General features: G+C 70.2%; 22 protein-coding genes, 1 pseudogene and 1 riboswitch. Of the genes and pseudogenes, 13 read left to right on the forward strand and 10 right to left on the reverse strand.

Annotated elements, in window-relative coordinates; translation table 11 throughout:
• The first annotated feature begins 242 nt into the window (after positions 1-242).
• The 4 genes from NGF19_RS22055 (at position 243) to NGF19_RS22070 (ending at position 3,763) form a co-directional block, all read left to right on the forward strand.
• Positions 243-674: a rhodanese-like domain-containing protein gene (locus NGF19_RS22055; protein ID WP_372505715.1), complete on the forward strand. Its 432-nt coding sequence runs from the start codon at positions 243-245 to the stop codon at positions 672-674.
• A gap of 109 nt (positions 675-783) precedes the next feature.
• Entirely contained in the window at positions 784-1,350 is a 567-nt protein-coding gene (locus NGF19_RS22060; RefSeq protein WP_252426813.1) for a rhodanese-like domain-containing protein, read from the forward strand.
• A gap of 193 nt (positions 1,351-1,543) precedes the next feature.
• On the forward strand, positions 1,544-2,476 hold the full coding sequence (locus NGF19_RS22065; RefSeq protein WP_252426814.1) for a hypothetical protein: 933 nt from the start codon (positions 1,544-1,546) through the stop codon (positions 2,474-2,476).
• Positions 2,477-2,575: 99 nt separating this feature from the next.
• Entirely contained in the window at positions 2,576-3,763 is a 1,188-nt protein-coding gene (locus NGF19_RS22070) for a 4-hydroxybenzoate 3-monooxygenase (protein ID WP_252426815.1), read from the forward strand.
• A gap of 78 nt (positions 3,764-3,841) precedes the next feature.
• On the opposite strand, the gene NGF19_RS22075 is transcribed toward NGF19_RS22070, so the two are convergent.
• Positions 3,842-4,327, reverse strand: a complete 486-nt coding sequence (locus tag NGF19_RS22075; protein ID WP_252426816.1) for an SRPBCC family protein — start codon at positions 4,325-4,327, stop codon at positions 3,842-3,844.
• Between the two features lie 306 nt (positions 4,328-4,633).
• Here NGF19_RS22075 and NGF19_RS22080 point away from each other — a divergent pair, with 306 nt between their 5' ends.
• The 4 genes from NGF19_RS22080 to NGF19_RS22095 all read left to right on the forward strand — a co-directional run bounded on the left by NGF19_RS22080 (position 4,634) and on the right by NGF19_RS22095 (position 7,524).
• On the forward strand, positions 4,634-5,119 hold the full coding sequence (locus tag NGF19_RS22080; RefSeq protein WP_252426817.1) for a hypothetical protein: 486 nt from the start codon (positions 4,634-4,636) through the stop codon (positions 5,117-5,119).
• Between the two features lie 249 nt (positions 5,120-5,368).
• Entirely contained in the window at positions 5,369-5,770 is a 402-nt protein-coding gene (locus NGF19_RS22085; protein WP_252426818.1) for a hypothetical protein, read from the forward strand.
• Positions 5,771-5,968: 198 nt separating this feature from the next.
• The gene (locus NGF19_RS22090) at positions 5,969-6,667 is read left to right on the forward strand and encodes a DsbA family protein (RefSeq protein ID WP_308288511.1); all 699 of its coding nucleotides are present in this window, start codon (positions 5,969-5,971) and stop codon (positions 6,665-6,667) included.
• On the forward strand, positions 6,664-7,524 hold the full coding sequence (locus NGF19_RS22095; protein ID WP_252426820.1) for a cytochrome c biogenesis CcdA family protein: 861 nt from the start codon (positions 6,664-6,666) through the stop codon (positions 7,522-7,524). Before NGF19_RS22090 ends, NGF19_RS22095 begins: the two co-directional genes overlap by 4 nt.
• A gap of 61 nt (positions 7,525-7,585) precedes the next feature.
• Here the strand turns inward: NGF19_RS22095 and NGF19_RS22100 are convergent, their stop codons facing one another.
• Together NGF19_RS22100 and NGF19_RS22105 are read right to left on the reverse strand one after the other, a co-directional pair.
• Complete coding sequence (locus NGF19_RS22100; RefSeq protein ID WP_252426821.1) at positions 7,586-9,118, reverse strand: APC family permease; 1,533 nt, start codon at positions 9,116-9,118, stop codon at positions 7,586-7,588.
• Between the two features lie 144 nt (positions 9,119-9,262).
• Entirely contained in the window at positions 9,263-10,471 is a 1,209-nt protein-coding gene (locus tag NGF19_RS22105) for a saccharopine dehydrogenase family protein (RefSeq protein WP_252426822.1), read from the reverse strand.
• Between the two features lie 136 nt (positions 10,472-10,607).
• Between NGF19_RS22105 and NGF19_RS22110 the strand changes: the two genes are divergently transcribed.
• Complete coding sequence (locus tag NGF19_RS22110; RefSeq protein ID WP_252426823.1) at positions 10,608-11,333, forward strand: TetR/AcrR family transcriptional regulator; 726 nt, start codon at positions 10,608-10,610, stop codon at positions 11,331-11,333.
• Here the strand turns inward: NGF19_RS22110 and NGF19_RS22115 are convergent.
• The 3 genes from NGF19_RS22115 to NGF19_RS22125 form a co-directional block, all read right to left on the reverse strand.
• Positions 11,318-12,262 carry an RNA polymerase sigma-70 factor gene (locus NGF19_RS22115; protein ID WP_252426825.1) on the reverse strand — a complete coding sequence of 315 codons (945 nt, stop codon included), beginning with the start codon at positions 12,260-12,262 and terminating at the stop codon, positions 11,318-11,320. The genes NGF19_RS22110 and NGF19_RS22115 overlap by 16 nt on opposite strands.
• Positions 12,259-13,464, reverse strand: coding sequence for an NAD(P)/FAD-dependent oxidoreductase (locus NGF19_RS22120; protein WP_252426826.1), 1,206 nt, complete (start codon positions 13,462-13,464; stop codon positions 12,259-12,261). Before NGF19_RS22120 ends, NGF19_RS22115 begins: the two co-directional genes overlap by 4 nt.
• Positions 13,465-13,572: 108 nt before the next feature.
• Positions 13,573-15,042, reverse strand: a complete 1,470-nt coding sequence (locus tag NGF19_RS22125; protein WP_252426828.1) for an MFS transporter — start codon at positions 15,040-15,042, stop codon at positions 13,573-13,575.
• 245 nt (positions 15,043-15,287) lie between these two features.
• Here NGF19_RS22125 and NGF19_RS22130 point away from each other — a divergent pair, with 245 nt between their 5' ends.
• Positions 15,288-16,139: a helix-turn-helix domain-containing protein gene (locus tag NGF19_RS22130; RefSeq protein ID WP_252426830.1), complete on the forward strand. Its 852-nt coding sequence runs from the start codon at positions 15,288-15,290 to the stop codon at positions 16,137-16,139.
• Between the two features lie 60 nt (positions 16,140-16,199).
• On the opposite strand, the gene NGF19_RS22135 is transcribed toward NGF19_RS22130, so the two are convergent.
• The 3 genes from NGF19_RS22135 to NGF19_RS22145 form a co-directional block, all read right to left on the reverse strand.
• Positions 16,200-17,945, reverse strand: coding sequence for a TIGR03767 family metallophosphoesterase (locus tag NGF19_RS22135; RefSeq protein ID WP_252426832.1), 1,746 nt, complete (start codon positions 17,943-17,945; stop codon positions 16,200-16,202).
• 227 nt (positions 17,946-18,172) lie between these two features.
• A complete protein-coding gene (locus NGF19_RS22140) occupies positions 18,173-18,925 on the reverse strand; it encodes a CbtA family protein (RefSeq protein ID WP_252426834.1) in 753 nt (250 codons plus the stop codon).
• A 21-nt stretch (positions 18,926-18,946) separates the two neighbouring features.
• Complete coding sequence (locus tag NGF19_RS22145) at positions 18,947-19,168, reverse strand: CbtB domain-containing protein (protein ID WP_252426836.1); 222 nt, start codon at positions 19,166-19,168, stop codon at positions 18,947-18,949.
• A 35-nt stretch (positions 19,169-19,203) separates the two neighbouring features.
• Positions 19,204-19,346, reverse strand: a riboswitch (cobalamin riboswitch).
• 187 nt (positions 19,347-19,533) lie between these two features.
• Between NGF19_RS22145 and NGF19_RS22150 the strand changes: the two genes are divergently transcribed.
• From NGF19_RS22150 to NGF19_RS22160, 3 genes are read left to right on the forward strand one after another with little or no spacing between them, the layout of a single operon-like run.
• Positions 19,534-20,475 carry an ABC transporter ATP-binding protein gene (locus tag NGF19_RS22150; RefSeq protein WP_252426837.1) on the forward strand — a complete coding sequence of 314 codons (942 nt, stop codon included), beginning with the start codon at positions 19,534-19,536 and terminating at the stop codon, positions 20,473-20,475.
• Between the two features lie 34 nt (positions 20,476-20,509).
• Positions 20,510-21,865, forward strand: coding sequence for an ABC-2 transporter permease family protein (locus NGF19_RS22155; protein ID WP_252426839.1), 1,356 nt, complete (start codon positions 20,510-20,512; stop codon positions 21,863-21,865).
• A 3-nt stretch (positions 21,866-21,868) separates the two neighbouring features.
• Positions 21,869-24,622, forward strand: coding sequence for an alkaline phosphatase family protein (locus NGF19_RS22160; RefSeq protein ID WP_252426841.1), 2,754 nt, complete (start codon positions 21,869-21,871; stop codon positions 24,620-24,622).
• Positions 24,623-24,715: 93 nt separating this feature from the next.
• Here the strand turns inward: NGF19_RS22160 and NGF19_RS22165 are convergent.
• A pseudogene (locus NGF19_RS22165) lies at positions 24,716-24,859 on the reverse strand (alpha/beta fold hydrolase); the annotation flags it as partial.
• Between the last annotated feature and the right edge of the window lie 293 nt (positions 24,860-25,152).

Consider the following 25,152-nt stretch of genomic DNA (forward strand, 5'->3'; position numbering starts at 1 on the left):
AGAGAGGCAGTCGAGGTAGTACTGGGCGAAGAACACAAGGGTCTCCTTTGCAGCCGTAGGGGGTGCGGCATCACTGCGAACAATACCCCCGGGGGTATTACTCCCGAGGCCCCCGTGACCTGTCGCACACCACCTGGACCAGCCCCGGAGTCACGGCCAAGGCCTGGCCAATGAATACGGGTGGGGGTATATGATGTGCAGCGAAGCATACCCCCCTAGGTATCCGCCAGAAGGACGAGCACATGGACGAGGAGCACATGTACTCCGCGGAGACCCGAACCCACCACCGAGACCCCTCAAGGACCGCCATGCCGCTCTTCGCGCACACCTCCGGCCCCACGCAGATCACCGTGACCGAAGCCCATGACCGTGCCGAGGCGGGCGAGGCGGTGCTGCTCGACGTCCGGGAGACCGACGAGTACGCCGCAGGTCACGCGCCCGGCTCCGTCTGGCAGCCGCTCATCGCCGTCGCCGCCGGGGCCGACCTCCCCGCCGCGGCCCAGGGGCGCCCGGTGCTGGCGATCTGCCGCTCGGGCAACCGCTCCCAGAAGGCCGCCGAACTCCTCGCCGCCCGCGGCGTGGACGTCTCCAACGTCTCCGGCGGGATGCGCGCCTGGGCCGAGGCCGGACTGCCCGTCCAGGACAACGCCGGTCAGGACGGGCAGGTCATCTGACCGCCCGCGTCGGCGCCCCGCGCTGACACCCGCAACCAAGGCCCGTACCCCCGCGGCAGCCGTTCCGCTCCGCACCCCGGAACCGTTCACCGAAAGGAACACCCCCACCATGGCAGCCTCACTCACCGCCGAGCAGCTCGAACCCCGTCTGGGACAGTTCACCGTCATCGACGTGCGCTCACCCGGCGAGTACGCCGGCGGACACATACCCGGCGCCCTCAACATCCCGCTCGACAAGCTGCAGCGCGCCCTGCCCGACCTGCGCGCCGCCGCCGAGCGCGGCGAACTCGCCGTGGTCTGCGCCTCCGGCGCCCGCTCCCAGACCGCCTGCTCCCAGTTGGCGGCGGCCGGAATCCCCGCGTTCACCGTCGTCGGCGGCACCGCCGCGTGGGCCCAGGGCGGCCGACCGCTGGACCGGCCCGCCGGTGCCCGTGCCGTATGGGCCATGGACCGCCAGGTCCGGCTCGCCGCGGGCTCCCTGGTGATCGCGGGCATGCTGGTCGACCTCGCACTGCCCGGTGCCCGCTGGGTCTCCGCAGCCATCGGCGCCGGTCTGGTCTTCTCCGCGCTCAGCAACACCTGCGCCATGGGCACCATGCTGGCCAAGCTCCCCTACAACCGCCCCCGCGGCGGCACGGCCGACCTCGACGACATCCTGGGCAACCTGCGGAAGTGACAGGAGGCCGACCGGGCCCGGCCTCCTGAGGGACGATGACGGTTCACCTGTTCGCCCCCCCTGGCCGACAGGGTCCACCTGAAGGATGAGAGCGGGCTCCGCCGCGCAACGGAGGCGAAGAGCCTCGATAGTTGATGCCTGCCTTCAGGGCGACGCCCAAGACTGGGGTCCTTTCCGTGGAAGGGGCATCCAGGTGGAACGGTGGGATCGGATCGGGCGGTGGGCGGGATACGGGGCGGCGCTTGCCCTGTCCCCGTATGCAGTGATCAAGGCGTCGTGGGTCATCGGCTCCCTGCTGGGCCTGACACCGATCGGCGAGGGCTTCGACCTGGCCGGCTGGGTCCTCCTCAATACGGTGACCATCGGCATGGCGGTACTCGGGATCGCCTTGGCGCTCGCCCTGGTCCGACCCTGGGGCATGCGGATACCCGGCCGGCTGGTGGCCTTCTGTGCCTGGACGGGGGCCGGATTCCTCGTGTCGATCCTGCCGTACGCCGTGCTCAGCACGGTGCTCGACGCCGGGCAGAGCACGGCAGCCGACCACGGGGGCGACGACCCGTCCATGCCTGGCTGGGAAGCCGCTCTGATCCAATTCGGTTTCATCGGCATGGGGTTGGGTCTGGCCCTCGCGCTGCCCGCCTACCTGATCCGGCGCTGGCCGGAGGCCTTCGCCCCCCAGGCCGGGGACAAGGCCCGCACCTCTGCGCCATGGCCGACGTTCGTCGCGGGCGTCGTCGGTCTCGTCTGGCTGTACTGGACGATCGGCGGCACCCTCGGCATCGCGAACCCGGCTGAGCGGGACACGAATTGGTACCTGATGACCGGTGTGGGCGCGCTCTGGGCGCTGGCCGGGGCCGTCGCCACCTGGGCGCTCGTCCGCAAGCGTTCGGCCCGCGTGTTCCACCGGCTCCTGCTGGTGCTCGGCTGGCTCGGGTCGGGCTCGCTCTTCGCCTGGGGCGCCTGGAAGTTGCCGCTCACCGTGTTCGTGGCGCTGGCGCGCCCGAGCGACGTCACCTTGCCCGAAAGCCTGGTCGCCGCACCCGTGTTGCACCTCGCCGCCGTCGTAGCGGGGGTCGGCATGGCGAGGTCACTGATCCAACGGCAGCGTGCGCATCCAGCACGTTGACGGCAGGCCCGTCGCCGCGAGGCGGTCACCCTGGCAACTGCCTTGCCGATGGCGTAACTTGGAGCGCCGACCTGGGCTGGACAGGCAGGGGGAGCCGATATGACGCAGCCGGTGCGGGAGTCGACCCGGGTCGTGGTCGTGGGGGCGGGACCGGCCGGGCTGACCGTGGCCAACTTCCTTCACCGCGCCGGGATTTCCTGCGTCGTACTGGAACGGCAGGACCGTACCTACACGGAGCGGCGGCAGCGCGCCGGCATCGTCGAGACCCGCGCCGTACGCATGTACCAGGAGTGGGGACTGGACACCCGCGTCCTCGGCGGCGCACCGTCCGACGACGTCCTGGAGATCCGGGTGGACGGACAGCAGCGCCTGCTGCGGTTCGGCACCGACGACGACGGCCCGCAGTCACTGCTGTGCCCCCAGCAGGTCCTCGTCGCCAACTTGATCGCGACGTTCCGCGACGACGGCGGCGATCTGCGCTTCGAAGCGTCCGAGGTGGCCCTGGACGGGCTCACGGGTCCTCGTCCGACGGTCCGCTACCGCGCTCCGGACGGCACCGCGCACGAGATCACCTGCGACTTCGTCGCCGGGTGCGACGGCGACCACGGGGTCAGCCGGGCCTCCGTACCCGAGGGCGAGTTGACGGCCTACCCGTACGACCACGGCATCTCCTGGCTGACCGTGCTCGCCGAGGCACCGCCCCCGCCCCACCCCTTGATGGCCATCAGCCGCCACGGCTTCGCGGGACACTTCGCGCGCGGCCCCTTCGCCAGCCGCTTCTATCTGCAGTGCCCGCCCACGGACCGGGTGGAGGACTGGCCGGACGCACGGGTGTGGGGGCACCTGCGGACCCGGCTGGGCGAAGACGGACTGGTGGCAGGCGCGATCACCGAGAAGGTCGTCTTCCCGCTGCGGAGCGTCGTCCATGAACCGATGAGCTACGGCAGGTTGTACCTGGCCGGTGACGCGGCCCATGTGGTGTCCCCAGTGGGCGGCAAGGGGATGAACCTCGCCCTGTACGACGCCGAGATGTTCGCCCGCGCCGTACGCGACTTCCTCGCCGACGGGGACGAGTCCGGACTGAAGTCCTACTCCGCCGCCTGCCTGCGCCGCACCTGGAACTACCAGGAGTTCTCGCGCTGGATGACCGAGATGCTCCACGACGCGGGCGACGTCTCGCGGGCGGGCCCCTTCCACCGCAAACTGGCGCTGGCCCGGCTGGACCGGCTCTGCACTTCCCGCACCGCCGCCCTCGACTTCGCCGAACTCATGGCCGGGCTCGCCTGACGCCAAGTGGCTGCCGTACAGCGTCGTCGGCGCACCGGCCCGCCGCCGGATCCCGACGGCGGGCCCGGCCCTTCCGGGCTACGCCTCTGCCTCGGCCTTCACTCCGGCCAGCGTCGCCTCGATACCCGTACGCAGCAGCGCCAGCCGACCGTCGACGATCTGCTCCTCCTTCTCCGGGTTCTTCTCGACGAAGTCCTGAAGCGGGCTGCGACCGGACCCGAACCGCATGCCGTGCTCCACCCGCGTGCCCGCACCGTCCGCGAGCGGCTCCAGCGTGTACGTCCAGATGGCCAGCACCTCGCTGCTCTCCGGGCCGTCATAGATCACCTCCCACTGGAAGGTGTGCGGCGGCGTCACCTCCACGACGCGGCTGACGGTGCGCCACTCCCCGATGTGGTCGTTGCGGTTGCGGCCGGCGAAACGCGCGCCGACGACCGGCCCGTCGGCTCCGTCCAGCCACTCCACCTCCTGCAGTTCCGGGCTGTGCCGAGCCGAGGTGGAGATGTCCGACACCAACTCCCACACCCGCTTCGGCTCGGCGGCGATCTCGATCGCACATTCCACGTGAGGACCATCGGCAAGACGCATCGCTTCAACCTCCAAGACAGAACGGTAGTTCGGGGTCAGTGTAGTTGATGTTGTATTACAGGTATACAGAAATCAGCGTCAGGGAGACCAGGGGGATCGGGCGAATCTCAGGAATCGCGAGAATCGAAAGAGTGAAGAATGGAGAATCACAGGAACGATAATCACGAATATAGCTGTCTCCGACTTTCCCTTGCACAGAGAGGCTTCCAACCCTGATGCTGATAACGCGAAGTGAAACCAATTCGGTTCTCACTTCTTTCGTCTCAACGTCAGGAGTGAAGCGTGCTCAACGGATTCAAGAGCCGAGTCGGTGTCTTGGCCGCCATCGGCATCGTGGCGTCGGGTGGCTGGCTCGCGACGGCGGCTCCCGCCTCCGCGGCCGTCACCAGGGCGACTCCCGCCACCGTCGCTGCCCCCGCGGTCGCGCTCACCAGTGACACCATCATTCGCCCCCGGGCCCAGATCTGTAAGAACCAGGCCTGGACGTCCGGTAATGGGCGGGCCATTCTCCGCATGCAGTCCGACGGCAACCTCGTGCTCTACAAGAACGGCCGCCCGGTCTGGCAGGCCCCGAACGCCTGGAACCACGGCAACTGCGCCGTCTTCCAGGAAGACGGCAACTTCGTGGTGTACAACGCCTCGGGCCAGGCCGTCTGGGCTTCCGGAACGTGGCACAAGGGGGCCTATCTCGCCGTGCAGGACGACGGCAACCTCGTGATCTACAACAGCGCCAGGCGGCCGGTCTGGGCCAGCAACACCGGCGACTGACGCTCCCGCTTGTCGCATGAGGGCCCGCCTGCTCCCAGGCGGGCCCTCATGCCACATGTCCCCACTCCCCCACCGGGCTCAACTCCGGCCACGACGATCGCGCTCGAACACGATCGGGTCGTAGCGTGACGGTGTCCGGCCTGTGATCACGTCACCAAGCCGTCCCTGACACCGATTCACCACCCCCGGCACGCACCTCCCCGGCATCGCTGCACCCCGGCTCACCTGGTCTATGGTGGTCCGGGGCGAGTGACGGGGGGCACGGCGATGCAGGGCAAGCGCCGCGGTGCCATGGGCGCCGCCCTCGCACTGCTGACCCTGCTGGCCGCACTGCTCTGCGCGACCTCCGCCTCCCCGGCCCTGTCACAGGCGGCACACTCCTCGGCCGCGGCCGACCTTCGCGCACCGAGCCACCCGACGCTGGGCAGCGTCGGTCAGGACGCGCCCCGCACCGCGACCACCGCTCCCTGTCTGAAGAAGACACAGCCGGAGCGACAGCAGTCGCACTTCGCCGTGCCCCTCGTTCGTGCCCTGCCGACAGCACCCGACGCCCTGGCGTCGGCGCGGGCGGCCCTGCCCGCGCGGGTGCGGCACCGCGGTCCGGCCCCCTCCCCACCCGACCTCGCGGAACTCTCCGTACGACGGCTGTAGGCCCGCGCGCGCACGGTCGCCCCGCCTCCCGTACCGCTTCGCGCTGCCCAACGCCCGCGTACGCGCGCGGAGTTACGGGGCATTCCTGCGCACCGCTCGCCCCACTTCCCCTCTTCTCCTTGCTCTCGCACACCTGACTTCGGAGGTACCGTGCCGTCCTCTCTTCGTGCCCGCCGTCGCCGTCTCACCCTGATCGCCGTGAGCGGCGCCGTGGTGGCCGGTCTGGCCGCGATCGCCGCCCTCGGCGGTGGTTCGGGGGGTTCCGAATCCCCCGACCGGCCCGCAGCCGCCGCCTCGTCACCCGTCGGCGAAGCCACCCTCGACGAGCAGCAGAAGTCGCTGCTCGCCCTGGCCCGCCGGGACGCCAAGGACCCGCTTGCCATGGGCCGCGCCGACGCGCCCGTCGTCCTGATCGCCTACGCGGACTTCCAGTGCGCCTTCTGCGGGAAGTTCGCGCGGGAGACCGAGCGGCAACTCGTCAGCACGTACGTGGACAAGGGGGACCTGCGGATCGAGTGGCGCAACTTCCCCGTGTTCGGGGCCGAATCGGAGCGGGCCGCCCGCGCCTCCTGGGCCGCCGGGCAGCAGGGCCGGTTCTGGCAGTTCCACGATGTCGCCTACGCCAAGGAACACGCCCACAACAAGGGCGAGTTCTCCACCGCGCGGCTGCGCGAGATGGCCCGTGCGGCGGGTGTCCGCGATCTCGACCGCTTCGCCACCGACATGGAGTCCGACGCCGCCCAGGCGTCGGTGGGCCAGGACCAGGGAGAGGGCTACACGCTGGGCGTGTCCAGCACCCCCGCCTTCGTCGTCAACACCACGCCCATCCTGGGCGCCCAGCCGCTGAGCACCTTCACCGACGCCATCGACAAGGCCGCGAAGGAAGCCCGGCGATGAGCGGCGTCACCGTGGCGACGGCCTTCCTCGGCGGGCTGCTGGCGCTGCTCAGCCCGTGCAGTGCGCTGTTGTTGCCCGCGTTCTTCGCCTACTCCTTCACCACTCGCACCCGTCTGTCGCTGCGCACCGCGGTCTTCTACGCGGGCCTGATCACCACACTGGTGCCGCTCGGCGTGGCCGGTTCCTTCGCCAGCCGCCTGTTCTACGGGCACCGGGATCTGCTGGTGGCCGTGGGCGGCTGGACGATGATCGGGCTGGGGCTGGCCCAGATCCTGGGCGTGGGCTTCGGATCGCGCCGTCTTCAGCAGGCGGCGGGCAGCCGTGGGGCCGGGTCCGCGCTGTCGGTGTTCGCCCTGGGCACCGTCTACGGCCTCGCGGGCTTCTGCGCCGGACCCATTCTCGGCGGCATCCTCACGGTCGCGGCGCTGGACGGCAGCCCCGTGCACGGAGGTCTGCTGCTGGCCGTCTACGCGCTCGGCCTGGCGGTGCCCATGTTCGTCCTGGCGCTGCTGTGGGACCGCTACGACCTCGGCCGCCGCCGCTGGTTGCGAGGGCGCGCGATGCGGCTGGGCCCGCTGACGGTGCACAGCACCTCGCTCGTGGGCGGGCTGGTCTTCGTCCTGCTGGGGGTGGTGTTCCTGCTCTTCGACGGCACGTCCGCCCTGCCGTCCCTGCTGGACATCGACACCCAGGCGGCCTGGGAGGACGGCGCCGTGCGCCTCGGCAAGGCCGTCTCCGACCGAGCCCTGCTCCTGGTGGTGGCCCTGGCGGGAGCGGCCATGGCGGTGACGGCCGCCGTCCGCCTGCGTCGCCTCCCGGCGGAGGAACCCCAGGAGGAGTCGGACTCGGCGGTCTGACACAGCCGTCGTCACCGGGTCGGAGCCGACCCGGTGACGCCCCTTCCGTACGAAGTGCGGCTCATGCCTCCGCTGGGGCGGCCTCGGGGGACATGACCTGGGTGTCCGAGGTGCCCGGGGTCTCCGGCTCGGCCACGCTGGGGCGTTCCGCCCAGAAGTCGGCGGAGAACAGGCGCCAGAGGAGCATGGTGACCACTCCGGCCGCCGTGATGCCTATGCCGATGACGAGCGGCGGGCCCAGGGAGAACCAGGTGACCCCGCTGTAGGAGTTCTCGGGGTCGGACATGTCGATGACGGACTCCACCAGGAGCCAGGTCAGCATGGCGGCTCCCACCAGCGGACCCACGCCGATGAGAACGAAGTTGCGCAGGCTCTCCAGGAGGCGGTGGCGGTAGTAGACCGCGCAGGCCACACCGGTGAGCGCGTAGTAGAACGCGATGAGCAGCGACAGCGCGGTCAGCGAGTCGAGCAGGGCGTTCTCGCTGATCTGGTTGACGCCCAGGTACCAGACGATGGCCACCCCGGCGACCCACCAGGTGCTGACATGGGGGGTCTGGAAGCGGTGGTGCACCTTGCCGAAGTGCTGGGGCAGGGCATGGCGGCGGGCCATGGACAGCAGGGTGCGGGAGGCGGGGAGGATGGTGGTCTGGGTCGAGGCCAGCGCGGAGGTGCAGACCGCGAGGAGCACGACCCAGTCCCAGCCGCCCATCACCTTCTCGGCGAGGACGGCGAAGACGGCCTCTTCCTCGTCGGCGTTGGAGGCCAGGAAGGTGGTCCCGGCGAAGGCCACGATGGCGAAGGCCACGGACACGTAGGTCACCAGGAGGACGACCGTCGACCAGATGCCCGCCTTGCCGGGGGCGCTGGCGGAGTCCTCGACCTCCTCGGTGAGGTTGGCCGCCGACTCCCAGCCCCAGTAGATGAAGACGCTCAGCAGGAGGCCCCCGGTCAGCGCGGCACCTCCGGCGCCGAAGGGGTTCAGCCAACTGACCGACGGTGTGAGCGACTTGGGCATCGCGGTGCCGGCGTACACGCGGTACAGGGCCACCACCGCGAAGGTGAGGAGGAAGGCGACCTGGGCGAGGATGAGGACGTTCTGCACCTTGGCCGATGTCTCGGTGCCCATGACGCACACCGCGGTCATCGCGAGGATGAGGACGACGGTCAGGGTCTGCCGCACCAGATCGTCGGCAGCCAGACTGTCCAGGCCCATGGCGAGCAGCCCGAAGTTCACGGCGACGTCGGCGAGGGAGCCGACCACCAGGACGCCGGTCATCGCGATGGCCCAGCCGCCGAGCCAGCCGGCCCACGGTCCCATGGCCCGGGTGACCCAGGAGAACGTGGTGCCACAGTCCTGGTCGGCCTTGTTGAGGTAGTGGAACGCCGATGCGATGAGCAGCATCGGGATGAAGGAGGCCAGCATGATGCCGGGGGCGTAGACCCCGACGAGGGCCACGACCGGGCCGATGACCGCGGCGAGGGAGTAGGCCGGGGAGGTGGAGTTCAGACCGATGACGAGGGCATCGACGAAGCCGATGGCGTCGGCCTTGGGTTCCCCGGGCGGGCGGGCGTCCGCCGCAACGTCGTTCTTCAATGTGCTCCCTTGCTTCGGGGGGTCGGCGGGGCGTGGGGTACTGCGATGGCCGGGCCGGACGCGAGCGCGTCGGCCGGGGGCGGGGCGTGCCGGGTCCGGCCCCCGGAGTGGGGCCGGACCGGCGGCGAGGGGACCGGCGAGGGACTACTGGTCGCGCATGCCCCAGGGGGAGCCGTACTCGGTCAGCAGGTTCAGGAAGGGGCGGGGGTCGAAGGCTTCGGCGCCGAGGATGCCGGCCCCGCTCCAGGTGCCGTCGGCCAGCAGTTCGAGGGCGATGACCGGGTTGATGGCGGTCTGCCAGACCACGGCCTGCGAGCCGTACTCGCGCATCGACCACTGGTTGTCGACGACGTGGTAGAGGTACACCTCGCGCGGCTGTCCGTCCTTGGTGCCCTTGACCCAGGTACCGGCGCACGTCTTGCCGTGCATACGGTCGCCGAGCGTGGCCGGGTCGGGCAGGCAGGCGGCGACGACGTCACGCGGGGAGACCTGCGTACCGCCGACGGTCACCTTCTCCGTACGGTCGAGGCCGAGCTTGTGCAGGGTCTTGAGCGTCTCGATGAACTCGTCGCCGAGCCCGTACTTGAAGGTGACCCGCTCGGCGTCCACCCAGCGCGGGATCAGCAGGACCTCTTCGTGCTCGACGTTGACGCACTCGACGGGGCCGATGCCCTCGGGGAAGTCGAAGACCTCGGGCTCGCTGAAGGGCGGCGTGGTGAACCAGCCGCGGTCCTTCTCCCAGATCACCGGCGGGTTCAGGCACTCCTCGATGGTCGTCCAGATGGAGAAGGAGGGCGCGAAGTCGTATCCGTCGACCGTCAGGTTGGCGCCGTCGCGGACGCCGATCTCCTCGATCTCGTCGAAGAGTTCCTCGGCGGCGTAGCGGGCGAAGACGTCGGACAGGCCAGGCTCCACACCGACGCCGACGAGCGCGAGGCGTCCGGCCTGCTCCCAGGCCTCGGCACGCTCGAACTGCGCGTCGCCGAGCTTGACACCGCACGTCTCGTACGGCCGCTCGGGGTGCGGGTACGACAGGGACATCGCCATGTCGATGTAGTGCGCCCCGGCCTCCAGCGCGGCCTCGAACAGCGGCATCACGAAGCGCGGGTCGGTGGCGTTGAGCAGGACGTCGCAGCGCTCCTGGGTGAGCAGTGCGGTGACCGCGGCCTGGTCGGAGGCGTCGACGCGCGTGGCGCTGAACCGGGTGCTGCCCTCGCCCAGTGCCGCCACCGCCGCTTCGGCCCTGGACAGGTCGTAGTCGGCGACGACGATGTGGTCGAAGAAGGAGCGGCGGGCCGCGATCCGGGTGATCGCCGTTCCTACGCCGCCCGCGCCCACAAGCAGTACTCGCATGGCAATGATGCCTTTCATCAGCAGAGGCCGGTCATCAGCAGAGGCCGGAGCCTTGGTGCGCCCATGAAAGGTCCCCCGGCCAGCACACGTCAATGCCGTTGGCATAAGCTGCGAATGCGCTGGTGGAGGAGGGGTTATGCCCAAGAATGTGGTGCCGGAGGCGGCGCGAAGGCGTAGGAAGCCCACCAAAGGGGGCGTGGTTCTCTCGGAGCGGCTCATCGTCGAGACCGCGATGCGGCTGCTGCAGCAGCACGGCAGGGAGGGGCTGACCGTCCGGCGTCTCGGTGCGGCGCTCGGGGCGGATCCGAGCAGTCTCTACCGCTACTTCCGGGGCGCCGACGACCTCACGCTCGCCATCGCGGACGAGTTGATCGGCCGCGCGGTGCGGGGCTGGGAGGCCACCGGGGACTGGCGTGCCGATCTGCGCGATCTGGGCCTGCGCATCCACTCCGCCTATCTCGCCCATCCCCAGGCGGCGGTGCTCACCGCGAGCCGGGTCAGTGGCCGCGCGAACGAGATCGACGCCGACGAGGTGATCCTCGGTGTGCTGCGTTCGGCGGGCCTGCCCGACCGGGAGGTGGTGCGCGTGTACCACGCGTTCATCGACCAGACGCTGGCCTTCGCCGCGCTGGACGCGGCCGGTCGTGCCCTTCCGCATGCCGCGCGCGTCGCCGACGAAGCGGTCTGGCACGCGACCTACGCCCGGCTCCCGGCACAGACCCATCCGAACATCGCGGCCACGGCCTCCCTGCTGGTCGAGCGCATGAACGACAGCGCCTATCCGACGGCCCTGGAGATGCTGCTGGACAGCGCCGCCACCACGCTCGCCCGCTCGGCGGCGGACGGTCAACACAGTGCGTAGGTGGTTCCCTCGCCGATGGCGCGGAGCTTGTCCGGGTTGGCCACGTTGTGGAGGGCGGTGATGCTGCCGTCGGCGTCGAAGTCGAAGGTGACCGTGGCGATCACGCGGTCCGGTGCGCGGAACACCATGCCGGGTCCGCCGTTGATCTCGACGAGTTCGGCGGTCATGTCGGCCGGTGCGACACCTTGGTAGGTGACGGTGCCGATCGCCGCGAACCAGGCGGCCACCGTGGCGGCACCGACGACCGGGCGCAGGGCCTGGCGGACCTTGCCGCCACCGTCGGTCCACAGGGTGACGTCCGGGGACAGCAGCTCCATCAGGGCGCTCACGTCACCACCGGTCGCGGCGGCGAAGAACCGCTCGGTGACCTCGCGTTGTCGTGACCGGTCCGCGGTGAAACGCGGCCGGCGGGCCCGCACATGCTCGCGGGCGCGGTGTGCGGCCTGCCGCACCGCCGCCTCGGAACGCTCCACCATCTCCGCGATCTCCAGGTGGCTGAAGCCGAACACGTCCTTCAGGACGAACACGGCGCGCTCGAGGGGGCTGAGCGTCTCCAGCACCACCAGCATGGCCATCGACACCGACTCGGCATCGGTGACGGCGTCGGCGGTGTCCCCGGTGGTGAGGACGGGTTCCGGCAGCCATGGCCCCACATAGGTCTCCCGCTTGTGCCGGGTCGAACGGAGCTGTTCCAGCGCCTGGTTGGACACGATCCGCGTCAAGTAGGCCTTGGGATCGGCTACTTGGGAACGGTCGGTGGCGGACCACTTGATCCAGGCGTCCTGGACCGCGTCCTCGGCGTCCGCCGCGCTGCCGAGTACACGGTAGGCCACCGAGAACAGCAGGTTGCGGTGCCGGTCGAACGCCCGTTGATCCAGCGTCCGTTGGCCGAACTCCTGCTGAGCGATGTCCGGGGACGGGTCGGTCATCGCGCCTCTCCGATCCGGGTGAAGCGGCCTCCGCGGGGCCAGAACACGCCCGAGGCGGGCATCTTCTTCATACGGCCATAGGTCGGCCAGGGGGAAGCGGTCACCGTCTCCTTGTACCAGGCCGCCCTCCGGCCGGTCAGGCAGATGCGTCGGGGGCTGTTGTCGGGGTGGGTGAACTGCACGACCGCGTCGTCGCGGCCCAGGCTCACGGGTGCGTGGTAATAGCCGAAACGGAACGCCTTGGGCTGTTTACCCTTCAGGGTGCGGGCGATCGACACCGCGGCGTGCACCCCGGTCGGCATGCCGCCCTGACAGGTGCCGTGCATGAGGCCGTACCCCTGGCGGATCGCAGCGGCATCGCCCACGGCGTACACCTCGGGGTGCGACACCGACCGCAGTGCGGTGTCGGTGACGATGCGCCCGCGCTCGTCGACGGTCAGTCCGGCCGCGGCGGCCAGCGGCGAGATCCGTGTGCCGCCCGTCCACACGACCACGTCGGCGTCGACACGCTCACCTCCGGTCAACTTGACGGCGTCGGGCAGCACTTCGGCCACCTCGACCCCGCTGCGCACAGTGACGCCCAAGCGGTCGAGCGCGGCGTGCAGATACCCCCTGGCCTTCGGGTTCATGGTCACGCCGGGTTCCTGCCGACCCAGCAGGACGACGTGCGACTCCGGGTACCGCTCGGCGATTTCGGCCGCTGTCTCGATGCCGGTCAGTCCGCTGCCGGCGACCATCACCGTGCCTCCGGCGAGCCGCGCCAGTCGGGCGGCCAGCACCTCGGCGTCGTGGACACTGTCGAAGGTGTGGGCGTACTCCGCCGCGCCCGGTACCGACTCCGTGTCGGCCACGCTGCCCAACCCGTACACCAACGTGTCGTAGCGCAGGGTGTGTCGGTCGTCCATCCGCACGGTCTTCGCGGCCGCGTCCACCGCCGTCACCCAGCCGCGCACGAACCGCACTCCGGTGCCCTCCAGCAGTTCGGGGATACTCAGCTCGGACAGTCGCTGCCCCGTCCCCGTCATGTGTAGCCGCAGCCGCTCGGCGAACCGCTCCTGCGCGTTCACCAGCGTCACCTGTACGTCTTCGTGCCGCCGAACGCGGGCCGCGAGCTGGATCGCCGCCGACATCCCCGCGTATCCCGCGCCCAGGATCACGACGTGGTGCGCGGTCGCCGTGCGGGCTTCGTGCTGTGCGCTCATCGGTGTGCCTTCCTCCCGTGTTCCTGCTGACCCTCACCAGATGGGAGCGGCCCGTCCCTACGTGACATGAAATCGATGTGACGCGCGACACAGCCGGGTCGGCGGGTGTCAGCCTCGGGGCAACAGGAGGCGGGAGAGTGCGGCGGTGACGAGGAGGACCGCGGCGACGATGAGGAGTCCGAGGCGCATGCCCGGGAGGGAGTAGTCGCCGCCAGGGCCGGTGAGCAGGCCGCCGAAGAGGGCGACGGCCAGCGCGCCGCCGGTCTGGCGAAGGGAGTTGAGGAGTCCCGACGCGGTTCCGGCGCGCTGGGCGGGGACGGCGTCCATCAGCAGGGCGGTCAGCGCGGGCACCGTGAGCGCCCCGCCCGTGCTCAGCGGCAGCAGCAGGAGCAGGACCAGCCAGACCGGGGTGTGGGCGCTCAGCGGGAGCAGGGCCAGCATGGCCGCGACCAGGATCAACTGTCCGGCGACGATCACCGGGCGCCGCCCGATCCGCTCCGCCAGCCGGGGCGAGACGAGGTTGGTCGCGGTGACCACCATCGACATGGGGACGAACATCAGCCCGGCGGTGATCGCCGACATCCCGCGCACCTGCTGGTAGTACAGCCCGAGCAGGAAGATCCCGCCGTAGAAGGCGCCGTTGAGGGCGAACCCGGCCGCGAGTGGGACGGAGATCTTACGGTCCGTCAGAAGAGGCAGCGGGACCATGGGTTGGTGGTGGCGGGCCTCCACCGTACGGAAGGCGTAGGCGCCGGCGAGGGCAAGTGCCATCGCGGCCAGTACGGGGGCGCTGGTCCAGCCCAGGTGGCCGCCCTCGATCACCGCGAAGGCCAGGGCGGCCAGGGTCAGTACCGCGGTGAGCTGGCCGCCGCCGTCCAGCGCGGCGGGCCTGCGCGGGGAGCGCTCCACCCGGACCAGCAGGCCGAGGATCACCAGGCCCACGGGGAGGTTGAGCAGGAAGACGGCCCGCCAGCCGGCCGAGTCGGTGAGCAGCCCGCCCAGCACGGGGCCCGCGGCCATCGCCACCGAGCCGCCGACCGTCCACAGCGCGATGGCGCGGGCCCGCGCCCGAGCGTCGTCGTAGGACTGCCGGATCAGGGCCAGCGAGGCGGGCATCACGATCGAGGCGGCGGCACCCTGCGCCACCCGCGCGGCGACCAGCGCACCGATGCCGGGCGCGAGGGCGCAGCCGAGGGAGGCGAGGGTGAACAGGACGACGCCCCAGCCGTAGGCGCGGCGGGCACCGACGCGGTCGGCGAAGGCACCGGCGGAGAGCATCAGGGCCGCGAACATCAGGGTGTACGCGTCCAACACCCACTGCAACCCGGTCATTCCGCCGCTGAGGGAGGTCCGGATCGCGGGCAGGGCGATGTTCACCGCCGAGACATCGATGGTGATCACCGTGAACCCGAGCAGGGAGGCGAGCAGGGCGACGCCCGCTCCCTTCGGTGCGCCCGCCCCTCTCGGTTCGCCCGCCCCCCTCGGTGCGGCTGGTCGGCGCGGGTCCGGTGCTCGTCCCCGGAGTTCGAGGTCGTGTTCGGGAGCGGTGACGGGGGACGCGGTGCTCAGGGACGACATCGTGAACTCCTCGGTGCGGTGGGGTGGTTGGTGGTCGGCGAAGGCGACCGAGCGGCGGCGCCGCACCGCCGGGACCGCGGCCCGGTGTCTCGCACCCCCTGGGCCCCGGCGGTGGCGCCGCCCGCTGCGAGATCAACTCTCCGCTTCCGCAGGGCAGTCAGGTAGACCGCGCCGCACCCGGGGTGCCGCGTTCCTGGCCCTGACACACCCCCTCACGCTTCCCATGCACCTGTCACAATGATCGAATGACAGCAGCAGCGGACGTGCGGGGCACCGAGCTCGGCAGGTATCTGAAGGCCCGCAGGGCTCAGGTCCGCCCGGAGGAGGTCGGTCTCCCGGCCGGGGCGGGTCTGCGCCGTACTCCGGGGCTTCGCCGGGAGGAGCTGGCGGCGCTCGCCGGGGTGAGTGTCGACTACTACATCCGGCTGGAGCGCGGCCGGGAGACCAATCCCTCCCCCGCCGTCCTGGACGCCCTCGGCCGCGCGCTGCGGTTGCGCGGCGACGGGTACGAGCGCCTGCACGAGTTGGCGGAGCTGGCCTCGGGCCGCGTCTCCGAGTTGGAGGCCTGCTCGGACAACGTCGTCCGCGACTCGGTGCTGCGGATGCTGGAGTCCGTACGTCCGTTGCCCGCCTACGTGGTGAGCCGCTACAACCGGATCCTGGCCGGGAATCCGGCCGCCCGGCGGCTGCTTCCCGGGCTCTGGGACTGGCCGCAGGAGCAGCGCAACCTGACACGCTATCTGTTCCTGCACCCGGTCGGCCGGACGCTCTACGAGCCGTGGGAGGAGACGGTCGCGGTCTCGGTGGCGCATCTGCGGGCCGTCTCGGGCGCCGACCCGGACGATCCCGAGTTGACCACACTGGTCGGCGAACTGGTACTGAAGTCACCGGAGTTCGCGCGGCTGTGGGAGCGCTACGACGTCTGCGAGCGCGGCGGCGGACAGAAGCGCTTCCGGCATCCGGGCGTCGGGCCGATGACGCTGACCTACGAGGTCATGCGCCTGGCGCGCACCGGGGGCCAGCGGCTGGTGGTCTACCAGGCAACCCCCGGCACCCCGGACGAGCAGGCCATGCTCGGCCTGGATGCCGCCTCCTGAGAGGGAGTTGACGTACCGCGCGGCCGGACGCCCGTGCACGTCCGGCCGCCATGGCGTTCGCTACGCCGTCGGCTTCGTCAGCAGGAGTTCGGTGTTGTGGTCGACCGCGGTCCCGATGAGGCCGGAGGGGTTGGCGTAGGGGTCGTTGTAGGCGAGTTCGCGGTACAGGGCGGCGAGGCCGGGGTCGGAGGTGTCGCCGAAGTCCGTCCGGTACGGCGCCGCGGACTCGATGAGGGTGGTGAACAGCGAGAGGGTGCCGTCCTGGTTGTCGGCTATCTCGATGATCCGCGCGTGGTGCGGATAGTCCACGTGGGACGCCGTGTTGATCTCCCAGAAGGCGCGCTCGGGGACGGCGTGGCCGTGCGGGATGATCCGGTTGGCGTGGGTGTGGCCGTTGACCCAGGCCACGACGTTCGGGAAGCGCTGGAGCAGGGCGACGAGTTCGGAGCCGCTGTGCCGGCCCTCGAACGGATGGTACGGGTCGGGCAGCAGGTTGCCCATCGTGCCGCTGGTGTGGTGGCTGAAGAGGACGACGAGGCGGTCGTCGGAGCCGCCGCGCACCCGGTTGCCGCTGGTGTCGTACCAGTGGCCGCTGTGCGACTTGAGGACCGACTCCAGCCAGTCGAGCTGCGCGGTGCCGATCGAACCGTCAGCCCATCCCGCCCTGTTGGTGGTGTCGAGGCTGATGCCGAGGACTCCGTCGGCGAGGTCGAAGGTGTAGTAGAGGTGGCCGCTGCTGACCGAGTCCTGGGTGAAGCCGTGGCCGACGGGGCCGGGGCCGGTGTACGCCGGGTTCAGGTGCGCCTGCGCGAACTGCGTCGGGGTGAACGGGCGGCGCCGCTCGTCCGGTGTGACCGTACGGATCGTGCCGCCGCTCGTCAGCAGCTTGGCCAGCAGGGTGACCGCCTGGGCCGGGTTGTGCTGCAGGGCGTCCGCCAGTTGGGCGGCGGTCGCCGCGTCGCAGCCCTCCACCTTGCGGGAGCCGGTGTACAGGTCGTTCAGCAGGCCGAGGTCGGGCAGGGTGCCCTCGATGCTGTCGTCGTGGTTGCCGACCGTGGTGTACCAGGGGACGCTGAGGCCGGGCGCGTCGAAGGGGCGGATCGCACCGGCCAGGAAGCCGGGGATCTGCGGCAGGCCCTTGGCCTTGTAGGTGTCCTGGAGGGACGACTCGGGGTTCCAGTACCGAGCGCTGCCCGAGTTCTGCACGCCCTCGTAGCGGGTGAGGCTGCCGCTGTTCGGGGTGATCCGGCCGCCGCTCATGACGGTCAGATACCAGTCGAGTTCGAGCTGCTCGTGGTTGTCGGTGTTGTCGCCCGTGGCCATCACCATGCTGAACGGCATGCCGGTGTACGGGCCTTGGCGCACCCGGTTGACGCGCTCGATGAGCGACGAGGCGCCCTGCACGGTCAGCGCCTCCTGCGGCCGGTGCGCGCTGTCGATGAGGCTGGCCAGGTACTCGAACCGCACCGGGGATTCGGTGTCTGTCAGGTGCATGTCAGTGAATTGGACGAAGGAGGCGAGCCCGGTGCGCCGGTCGTCCCGTCCGGACGCCGCGCCCGCCACGTCGCCGCGCACCACCAGGGGCCAACCGGGGCCTGCCGCAAGGCGCTTGTACGCCCCGTCCCCCACCGCCATCGCGGCCTGTTCGAGCGTCGTCCCCTCGATCCGTACGGCCCGCGCGGCCGTGAGCGCCAGCGCCCTGTCCCGCGCGAGCGCACGACTTGGCGTCAGCAACGGCCACAGGGCGGCACCCGCGACTGCCGCGGACGCACCCGACACGAACCGACGACGACTGATTCCGCTCATGAATTCCCCTTGATCACGGCGGACTCGGGAATCCCGCCCGCCTGCCCGACCACGTCCGTCCGTCGCCAAACCTTACTGATGGGTAGAGAAGTGTCCAGGGGCCCCGAGCAAACTTCACGGAAACAGCGGGTGAGGGGGATTCAGGGGTGACGGGACCATTGGTGGCGACGGACACCGGCGCCGCGCACTGAGTTCGCGCGGGCGCCGGATGTGCGTCGAACCGTCGCTCAGTTCGCGGCAGGGGCGGTGTGCGGGGAACGCACCGCTGTGGCACGGGGGTTGAGCAGGCGCTCCGCCAACTCACCGAAGAGCAGGCCGAATCCGGCCCACAGGACGGCTTGGACGGCCAGTGCCGAGAGCCGGAATCGCCAGAGCAGGGCGGCCGGGAAGTGCTGCGGCACCTCGTTGACGACCGGCAGGAAGGCGTACGCCAGCCCGATCGCCACGACGAAGCCGGTCACGGCCACCACGGTTGCCCACCAGGTGCCGAGGCCGGGTGCCAGCCGCTTGCCCGCCATGGTGGCGGCGACGGCGAGAAGGACACTGAGCAGCACCATCAGGAAGTACAGGGTGGTCCGCTTGCCGATGGTGTCGGCTTCGCCGACCGAGGGCGGGTTGGCCGGGTACTTCAGGAACGGGACGACATAGACGGCGAGCAGCGCGCAGCCGGACAGCAGCAGCGCCGTCGCCCGTGGCGTGAGGCGGCCGACCCTGCCGAGCGCGAAGCAGTAGGCGAGGGCGGCGATGCCACCGAAGGCGACCCCGTAGACGAGGACGCCGGTGGCAAGGCCAGCGGTGGACTGTACGGAGCGGGAGACCGCCTCTATCTCGTGTTCGTGGGCGTGGGCTTCCTCGAAGCCGATCGCCTGGTCGACATACGGTTCGCCGAGCAGGTAAGCGACGACCAGGGCGAGTACACCGGCGGCCAGGCCGGCGAGCATGCCCCGCACCAACAGGCTTCTCACAGTGGTGGAGTTCATGGGTGTGCGGCGCCCCTCGCGTCAGTGGCAGGGGAAGCCGAGCAGGTGGCGGGCGTCATGCACCCATTCATGGACGTCCGTGCCGCTGAACACGGAGGTGGCACCCTGCTCCGCGCCCACGAAGTACAGCAGGACCAGCATCAGGATGCCGAAGAAGGCCGCCCAGGGAGCTGTCGCCTTCAGCGGCAGCTTGGCGGGGAGGGCGGGTGTGGTGGGTGTCGACTGAGCGACGGTCTGCGCCATGGCAGAGCCTCCTTGGGGAGTTCGCGTCCCATCTCGGTGCTTCCTGGACGACGGCCACGGGTCTGACTCACGGGACACGCAAGGTGTCCCGCACACAGTGGCGCGACCGTGCCGGATTCCCACCGGCTTCCGTCTCGCCGTCGTCGATATCGGACAGACCGTATCGCGAGTCGCGCGCCTGGCCAAGACCGTGCCGACCTGCTGTGACCTTCGTTTCGAGGTCAAGGCGCAACAGGCCCTGGTTCGTTGGGTTCCCGCCACCGTGACCGAAGCCGACCCACTGTTCGGGCAGCGTTCACCACGCGGTCTACCCCGGCGAGGTGTAACGCCCCTAGGGTCCTTGGAGGTTTCGAAGGAAGGGGCCCATGGACACGTTCCCCGCAATCCGAGCTCGCGGAATCACCAAGTGTTTCGGTGACGTCGTCGCACTCGACGGCATCGATCTGGATGTGGCGCACGGTCAGATCCACGGCCTGGTCGGACCGAACGGCGCGGGCAAGACCACCTTGCTCGGCCTTCTGCTGGGACTGGCCGTCGCCGACAGTGGCCGTCTGGAGGTCCTGGGCACACCGGTCGAGCGAGCGCTCACCACCCCCGACGGTGTCGCGGGCTTCGTGGACGGTCCCGGTCTGTACCCCTCGCTCACCGCCCGGCAGAACCTCACCGCGCTGACCGCTCTGCGCGGCCTCGACACGGGCCTGTCGGGCGTCGACGACGTCCTCGACCAGGTCGGGCTCACCGAGGTCGCCGACGACCGGGCCCGCGGCTTCTCGCTCGGCATGCGTCAACGGCTCGGGCTGGCCGCCGCGTTGCTGACCCGGCCCCGGCTGCTGGTGCTCGACGAGCCGTCCAACGGCCTCGACCCGGCGGGCAAGAAGCATGTCCACGGGGTGCTCACCCGGCTGGCCGCGGAAGGGACCAGCGTGGTGCTGTCGAGCCACCGTATGGACGACCTCGAAGCGCTGTGTTCCGAAGTCACCATCATCGCCACCGGGCGGGTCGTCTTCTCCGGTCCGCTCGGCAAGCTGGCCACCGACCATCGTGAACTGGACTACCGGCTGCTGACGTCGGACCCGCAAGCCGCCCGTCGGGTGGCCGCCGAGACGGCCGGGGTGCGGATCGTTGACGACGCCGCGGTGCGGCAGGACTCCGACCTGCTCGTCATCCGCGCGCTGGTGCCCGCTCTCGACGAACTGGTGGTGCGGCTCGTGGGCGCGGGCATCGCGTTGCGCGAACTGGCCCCCGTGGTGTCGCCGCTGGAGGCCGCGTTCCTCGCCCTCACCGAGCAGAAGGAGACGGGCAGTTGACCGCGACCCTCACCGAGCAGAAGGAGAACGGCAGTTGACCGCGACGCTCACCGCCGACAGAGCTGTGCGTGCCCCCCGTGTCCCGGTGGGGCGCGGCTACCGCTTCGAGTTGGTCAAGGTCGTCTCGCAGTGGCGTATCCGGCTGCTGGTCCTGGCCTGTTGGATCGCTCCGGCGGTGTTCGTCGCCGGGGTGAGTCAGCAGAGCACGCTCCCCGTCGACACGCTCTTCGGCCGCTGGATGCTCGCCACGGGGTGGGCCGGGCCGCTGGTGATCCTCGGCTTCGCGGGCACCTGGGCGCTGCCACTGCTGACCTCGCTGGTGGCCGGTGATGTGTTCGCCTCCGAGGACCGGCTCGGCACCTGGCGTCATCTGCTGGTGGCGGTCCGCTCGCCGCGGCGGATCTTCGTGGCGAAGGCGCTGGCGAGCCTCACGGTCATCCTGCTGCTCGTGGCCGGGCTGGCCTGTTCCAGTGCGATCGGCGGGCTGGCGACGGTCGGTCATCGGCCGCTGGTCGGCCTCGACGGTCATCTGCTGTCGGCCTCGGACGCCGCCGGCAAGGTCCTGCTCGCCTGGGTCTGCGTCCTCGGCCCGACCCTGGCGCTCGCGGCGATCGGCCTGCTCGGGTCCGTCGTGCTGGGGCGGTCCCCGATGGGGCTGCTGCTGCCCGCGCTCGTCGCGCTCGCGATGCAGCTCGCCCAGATGCTGCCGCTGCCCGTGGCCGTACGCCTGGCGCTGCCGGGGTACGCCTTCATCGCCTGGAACGGCCTGTTCGCCGACCCGGTCCAGCTCGGCCCGCTCCTGATCGGCATCGCGGTCAGCCTGGTGTGGGCGGTGGTGGCGACGACGCTGGCGTATCTGCTGTTCCTGCGGCGGGACTTCACCAACCTGACCGACGACGGTCTGGGGCACCGCGCGCTCACCCTCGGCGTGGTGCCGCTCGTCGGGCTGCTGGCCGTGTCGGTCCCGGTCGTCGCGGCGGCGAGCGGGGCCTCGGGGTCGGGTATCGAGCAGGACAAGGTGGAGCGTTCGGTCGCCACGGCGTTCGCCCACCTCTACCGCATGCAGACCGACCAGCTCCATCGCCCCGCCGTCACCGAGGCACAGGTGCGGGCGTCGGCGGCCTGCCACAAGGGCAGTGTCACGGCCGACGCGCAGGGGCCGGGCAACGACTGGCGCTGCGTCGTGTCCTGGCATCTGCCCGGCGTCGAGGCCCCCGGGACGGCCGTCTATCAGCTCGACGTCACCGCAGACGGGCGGTTCATGGCCGATGGCGATGGACCGAAGGAAGTGAACGGCTACTTCCTGGTGCGGACCCCGATCGGGGACGCGCCGAACCCGCTATGGCAGTTCGACGGCAATGTCGAGCTGCTCCCCACCTCGAAGGGATGACCCATGCAGGTAACACGCCGTCGTAGACGCGTCGGGAAGGAGTACTCCGGCCTTCCCGGTCGACGCGTCGGCCGCCGGACCCTGGTGACGGCCTGTATCACCGCCGGGACCCTCGTCGCCGCCGGCACCGCGATCGCGCAGACGCACCAGTTCGGCACCGACCAGGTCGGCCAGACCACCGCGCAGGGGCAGGTCGTCTCCAGCGACCAGTACATCGCCCCGTACGGCGAACGTCTGCTCATCAACAACGGCAAGATCATGTCGTCGTCCGTCAGCCCGGACGGCACCCATCTCGCGGCCTCGGTCACCGACGGTGGTTCGGCGCTGGCCATCATGGACCTGAAGAGCTGGAAGGTTCAGCAGCTCGTCGGCAACTCCGCGTCGTCCACGCCGCGCATCAGCGGCAACGACGTGGGGCAGGAAGGTCCGACGTACTCGCCCGACGGTTCGCAGTTGTGGCTGGGGCAGAACGACGGGTACACCCGGTTCACCGTGAACCCGGACGGCAGCGTCAGCAACCCGACGTCGATCAAGATCGCGGCCGACGGGCCCAAGCGCGCGCTGGTCGGCGAGGCCGTGTTCTCGGCCGACGGCTCCACCGTGTACTCCGCGGTCAACGGCCAGAACCGGGTGGTCGCCCTCGATGCACAGACGGGTGCCGTCCAGCGGAGCTGGAACGTCGGCAACGCTCCGCGTGACATGATCATGATCGGATCGAAGCTCTACGTGAGCAACGAGGGCGGACGTCCGGCCAAGCCCGGTGAGTCCACGATCAACTCGTACAACACCCAGGTGCCCGCCTCCCCGGTGACCGCGGCCACCACCACCGGCACGGTCAGCGTCATCGACCTGGCGAAGCCGGACGCCGCCGTCGGCAGCATCGACGTCGGTCTGCACCCGACCGCCCTGTACGCCAAGAAGGGCGCGCTGTTCGTCACCAACACGGCCACCAACGACGTGTCGGTCATCGACACCCGTAAGAACAAGGTCGTGCAGACCATCGCCACCCAGCCGTGGCCCGAGGCGTCGGTGGGCTACGAGCCCGACGCGGTGACCCTCACGGACGACGGCCGTCTGCTGGTGACGCTCGGCCGGGCCAACGCGGTCGCCGTCTACCGGTACACCTCCCCGCAGGAGCCGGTCGGTTACGTCGGTCTGCTCCCGACGGACTACTTCCCCGCGGAGATCGCGACCGTGGGCAAGCAGATCGTGGTCTCCAACACCCGTGGTGTCGACGCCCGTCGCCCCAACAACCCCGCCGGGCACGGGACGCACGACACGACATCGAGCCTTCAGCGGTTCACGCTGCCGAGCGATCGCGTCATCAAGTCGCAGACAGCCAAGGTGTTCAAGCAGAACGGCTGGAACGGCGACTCGGTCAAGCTGTCCCAGGGCAAGGGCAAGAAGAAGCCGGTGCCCGTGCCGGAGCGGATCGGCGACCCTTCGACGATCAAGCACGTCTTCATGATCGTCAAGGAGAACCGGACCTACGACCAGGTCCTCGGTGACGTCCCCGAGGGCAACGGCGACCCGTCGCTGGCGGAGTTCGGCGAGAACGTGACGCCCAACCAGCACGCGCTGGTGCGGCAGTTCGGCCTGTACGACAACACGTACGACATCGGCACGAACTCCGCCGAGGGCCACAACTGGCTGATGCAGGCGGACAACCCGGAGTACACCGAGTCCTCCGCCGGTGCCTACCAGCGCAGTTACGACACCGAGGACGACGCCCTCGGCCACCAGCGGACCGGCTTCCTGTGGACCGGCGCGCAGGCGGCCGGCAAGTCCGTACGCAACTTCGGCGAGTTCCAGCAGTTCCTGACCAAGCCGTCGGGCGCGAGCTGGCAGAACCTGTACTGCGACGCCAAGAACATGGCGGCGACCGGGCAGGACACCGCCTACCCGCTCAACTCGTCCTCGCCGATCCCGTCGCTCAACGACGTGTCGGTGCACGGCTTCCCGAAGTTCGACACCAGCATCCCGGACGTCTACCGGTACGAGATCTGGAAGCGCGACTTCGAGCGGAACGGTCCGGCGAACCTGAACATGTTCTGGCTCTCCAGTGACCACACGGGCGGCCCGGCGAGCGGGCCCGCCCAGGTCGCGGACAACGACCTCGCGACCGGCAGGATCGTGGACAAGATCTCGCACAGCAAGTACTGGAAGGACTCGGCGATCTTCGTCCTCGAGGACGACTCCCAGGCCGGGCTCGACCACGTCGACGGCCACCGTGCCCCGATCCAGATCATCAGCCCCTGGGCCAAGCACGGCGTCGTCGACAGTCACTACTACTCCCAGATCACGATGATCCGGACCATCGAGCAGATCCTCGGGGTCCGCCCGATGAACCAGAAGGACAGCGCGGCCAGCCCCATGCGCGCCGCCTTCACGCACAAGCCGGACTACACGCCGTTCACCGTGCTGCCCAACCGGACGCCGCTGACCGACGGGTTGAAGACCCCGCCGCCCTGCGGTGTGGACACCCCGGCGCCGCAGAACCCCGCGGCGGCGGCCGTGCCGTCGACCAAGATTCCGGCGGACAAGCAGGACCTCGTGACGACGTGGGAGAAGTGGAAGTCGAAGCAGCGGCTGACCGGGCCCCACGCCGTGCCCGACTACGCGAACCCCGCGCAGATGAACCACTTCACCTGGTACGAGACGCACGGCTGGAAGAAGCCGTACCCGGGCGAGAGCAAGATCTTCGCACCGAAGGACGTGCCGGGCGCGTTCATCCCGTCGGCGGAGAACGACGGCTGACGTAGGACGAGCGCACCGAGAGGCCCCTGGCCGGCGTTCACCGCCGACCAGGGGCCCATTCCCTCTCGCGCGCCAACTTCCCTTCAGATAGGGTCAGTTGTTGGCCACGAAGTCGATGACCAGCCGGTTGAACTCCTCGGCGTGCTCGATCATGGCCCAGTGACCGCACCGGTTGAGCAGCACCAGTCGGCTGTCCGGGATGTTCGCCAGCAGGTTCAGCGAGGTCTCGAACGGGACTCGCACCCCAGGACATCGCCCGCACCGTCGAGGCGGGCGACCACACTCTGCGCTACTACGAGGCGGGCCGGACGCCGACTGCTGGGCGACACCGGCGACGTCACCTGGCGGTCATCGCCTGCCGCGTCAAACGCTGGTGGCCCGACCGCGACGTACTGACCTTCTGGTCCGTCGCGATGATGTCGCCGGGGTTCCGGGTACCGGCGCCGCCACGCACTGGAGGCCGACCGCCGCCGGCCCTACGGGGCGCTTCCGCCCGGCCACGTTCGTCGGCAACTCGATGGGCGGCCACA

The organism is Streptomyces macrolidinus (assembly GCF_023887685.1).
GTDB classification, from domain to species: Bacteria; Actinomycetota; Actinomycetes; order Streptomycetales; family Streptomycetaceae; genus Streptomyces; species Streptomyces macrolidinus.

Excerpts from the sequence above, each read along its gene's own strand:
- NGF19_RS22070 (WP_252426815.1), top strand. The coding sequence starts at position 2,576 with ATGACGCAGCCGGTGCGGGAGTCGACCCGGGTCGTGGTCGTGGGGGCG.
- NGF19_RS22145 (WP_252426836.1), bottom strand. The coding sequence starts at position 19,168 with ATGGCGCAGACCGTCGCTCAGTCGACACCCACCACACCCGCCCTCCCC.
- NGF19_RS22135 (WP_252426832.1), bottom strand. The coding sequence starts at position 17,945 with ATGAGCGGAATCAGTCGTCGTCGGTTCGTGTCGGGTGCGTCCGCGGCA.
- NGF19_RS22105 (WP_252426822.1), bottom strand. The coding sequence starts at position 10,471 with ATGCGAGTACTGCTTGTGGGCGCGGGCGGCGTAGGAACGGCGATCACC.
- NGF19_RS22150 (WP_252426837.1), top strand. The coding sequence starts at position 19,534 with ATGGACACGTTCCCCGCAATCCGAGCTCGCGGAATCACCAAGTGTTTC.
- NGF19_RS22140 (WP_252426834.1), bottom strand. The coding sequence starts at position 18,925 with ATGAACTCCACCACTGTGAGAAGCCTGTTGGTGCGGGGCATGCTCGCC.
- NGF19_RS22115 (WP_252426825.1), bottom strand. The coding sequence starts at position 12,262 with ATGACCGACCCGTCCCCGGACATCGCTCAGCAGGAGTTCGGCCAACGG.
- NGF19_RS22110 (WP_252426823.1), top strand. The coding sequence starts at position 10,608 with ATGCCCAAGAATGTGGTGCCGGAGGCGGCGCGAAGGCGTAGGAAGCCC.
- NGF19_RS22060 (WP_252426813.1), top strand. The coding sequence starts at position 784 with ATGGCAGCCTCACTCACCGCCGAGCAGCTCGAACCCCGTCTGGGACAG.
- NGF19_RS22055 (WP_372505715.1), top strand. The coding sequence starts at position 243 with ATGGACGAGGAGCACATGTACTCCGCGGAGACCCGAACCCACCACCGA.
- NGF19_RS22160 (WP_252426841.1), top strand. The coding sequence starts at position 21,869 with ATGCAGGTAACACGCCGTCGTAGACGCGTCGGGAAGGAGTACTCCGGC.
- NGF19_RS22130 (WP_252426830.1), top strand. The coding sequence starts at position 15,288 with ATGACAGCAGCAGCGGACGTGCGGGGCACCGAGCTCGGCAGGTATCTG.
- NGF19_RS22125 (WP_252426828.1), bottom strand. The coding sequence starts at position 15,042 with ATGTCGTCCCTGAGCACCGCGTCCCCCGTCACCGCTCCCGAACACGAC.
- NGF19_RS22095 (WP_252426820.1), top strand. The coding sequence starts at position 6,664 with ATGAGCGGCGTCACCGTGGCGACGGCCTTCCTCGGCGGGCTGCTGGCG.
- NGF19_RS22120 (WP_252426826.1), bottom strand. The coding sequence starts at position 13,464 with ATGAGCGCACAGCACGAAGCCCGCACGGCGACCGCGCACCACGTCGTG.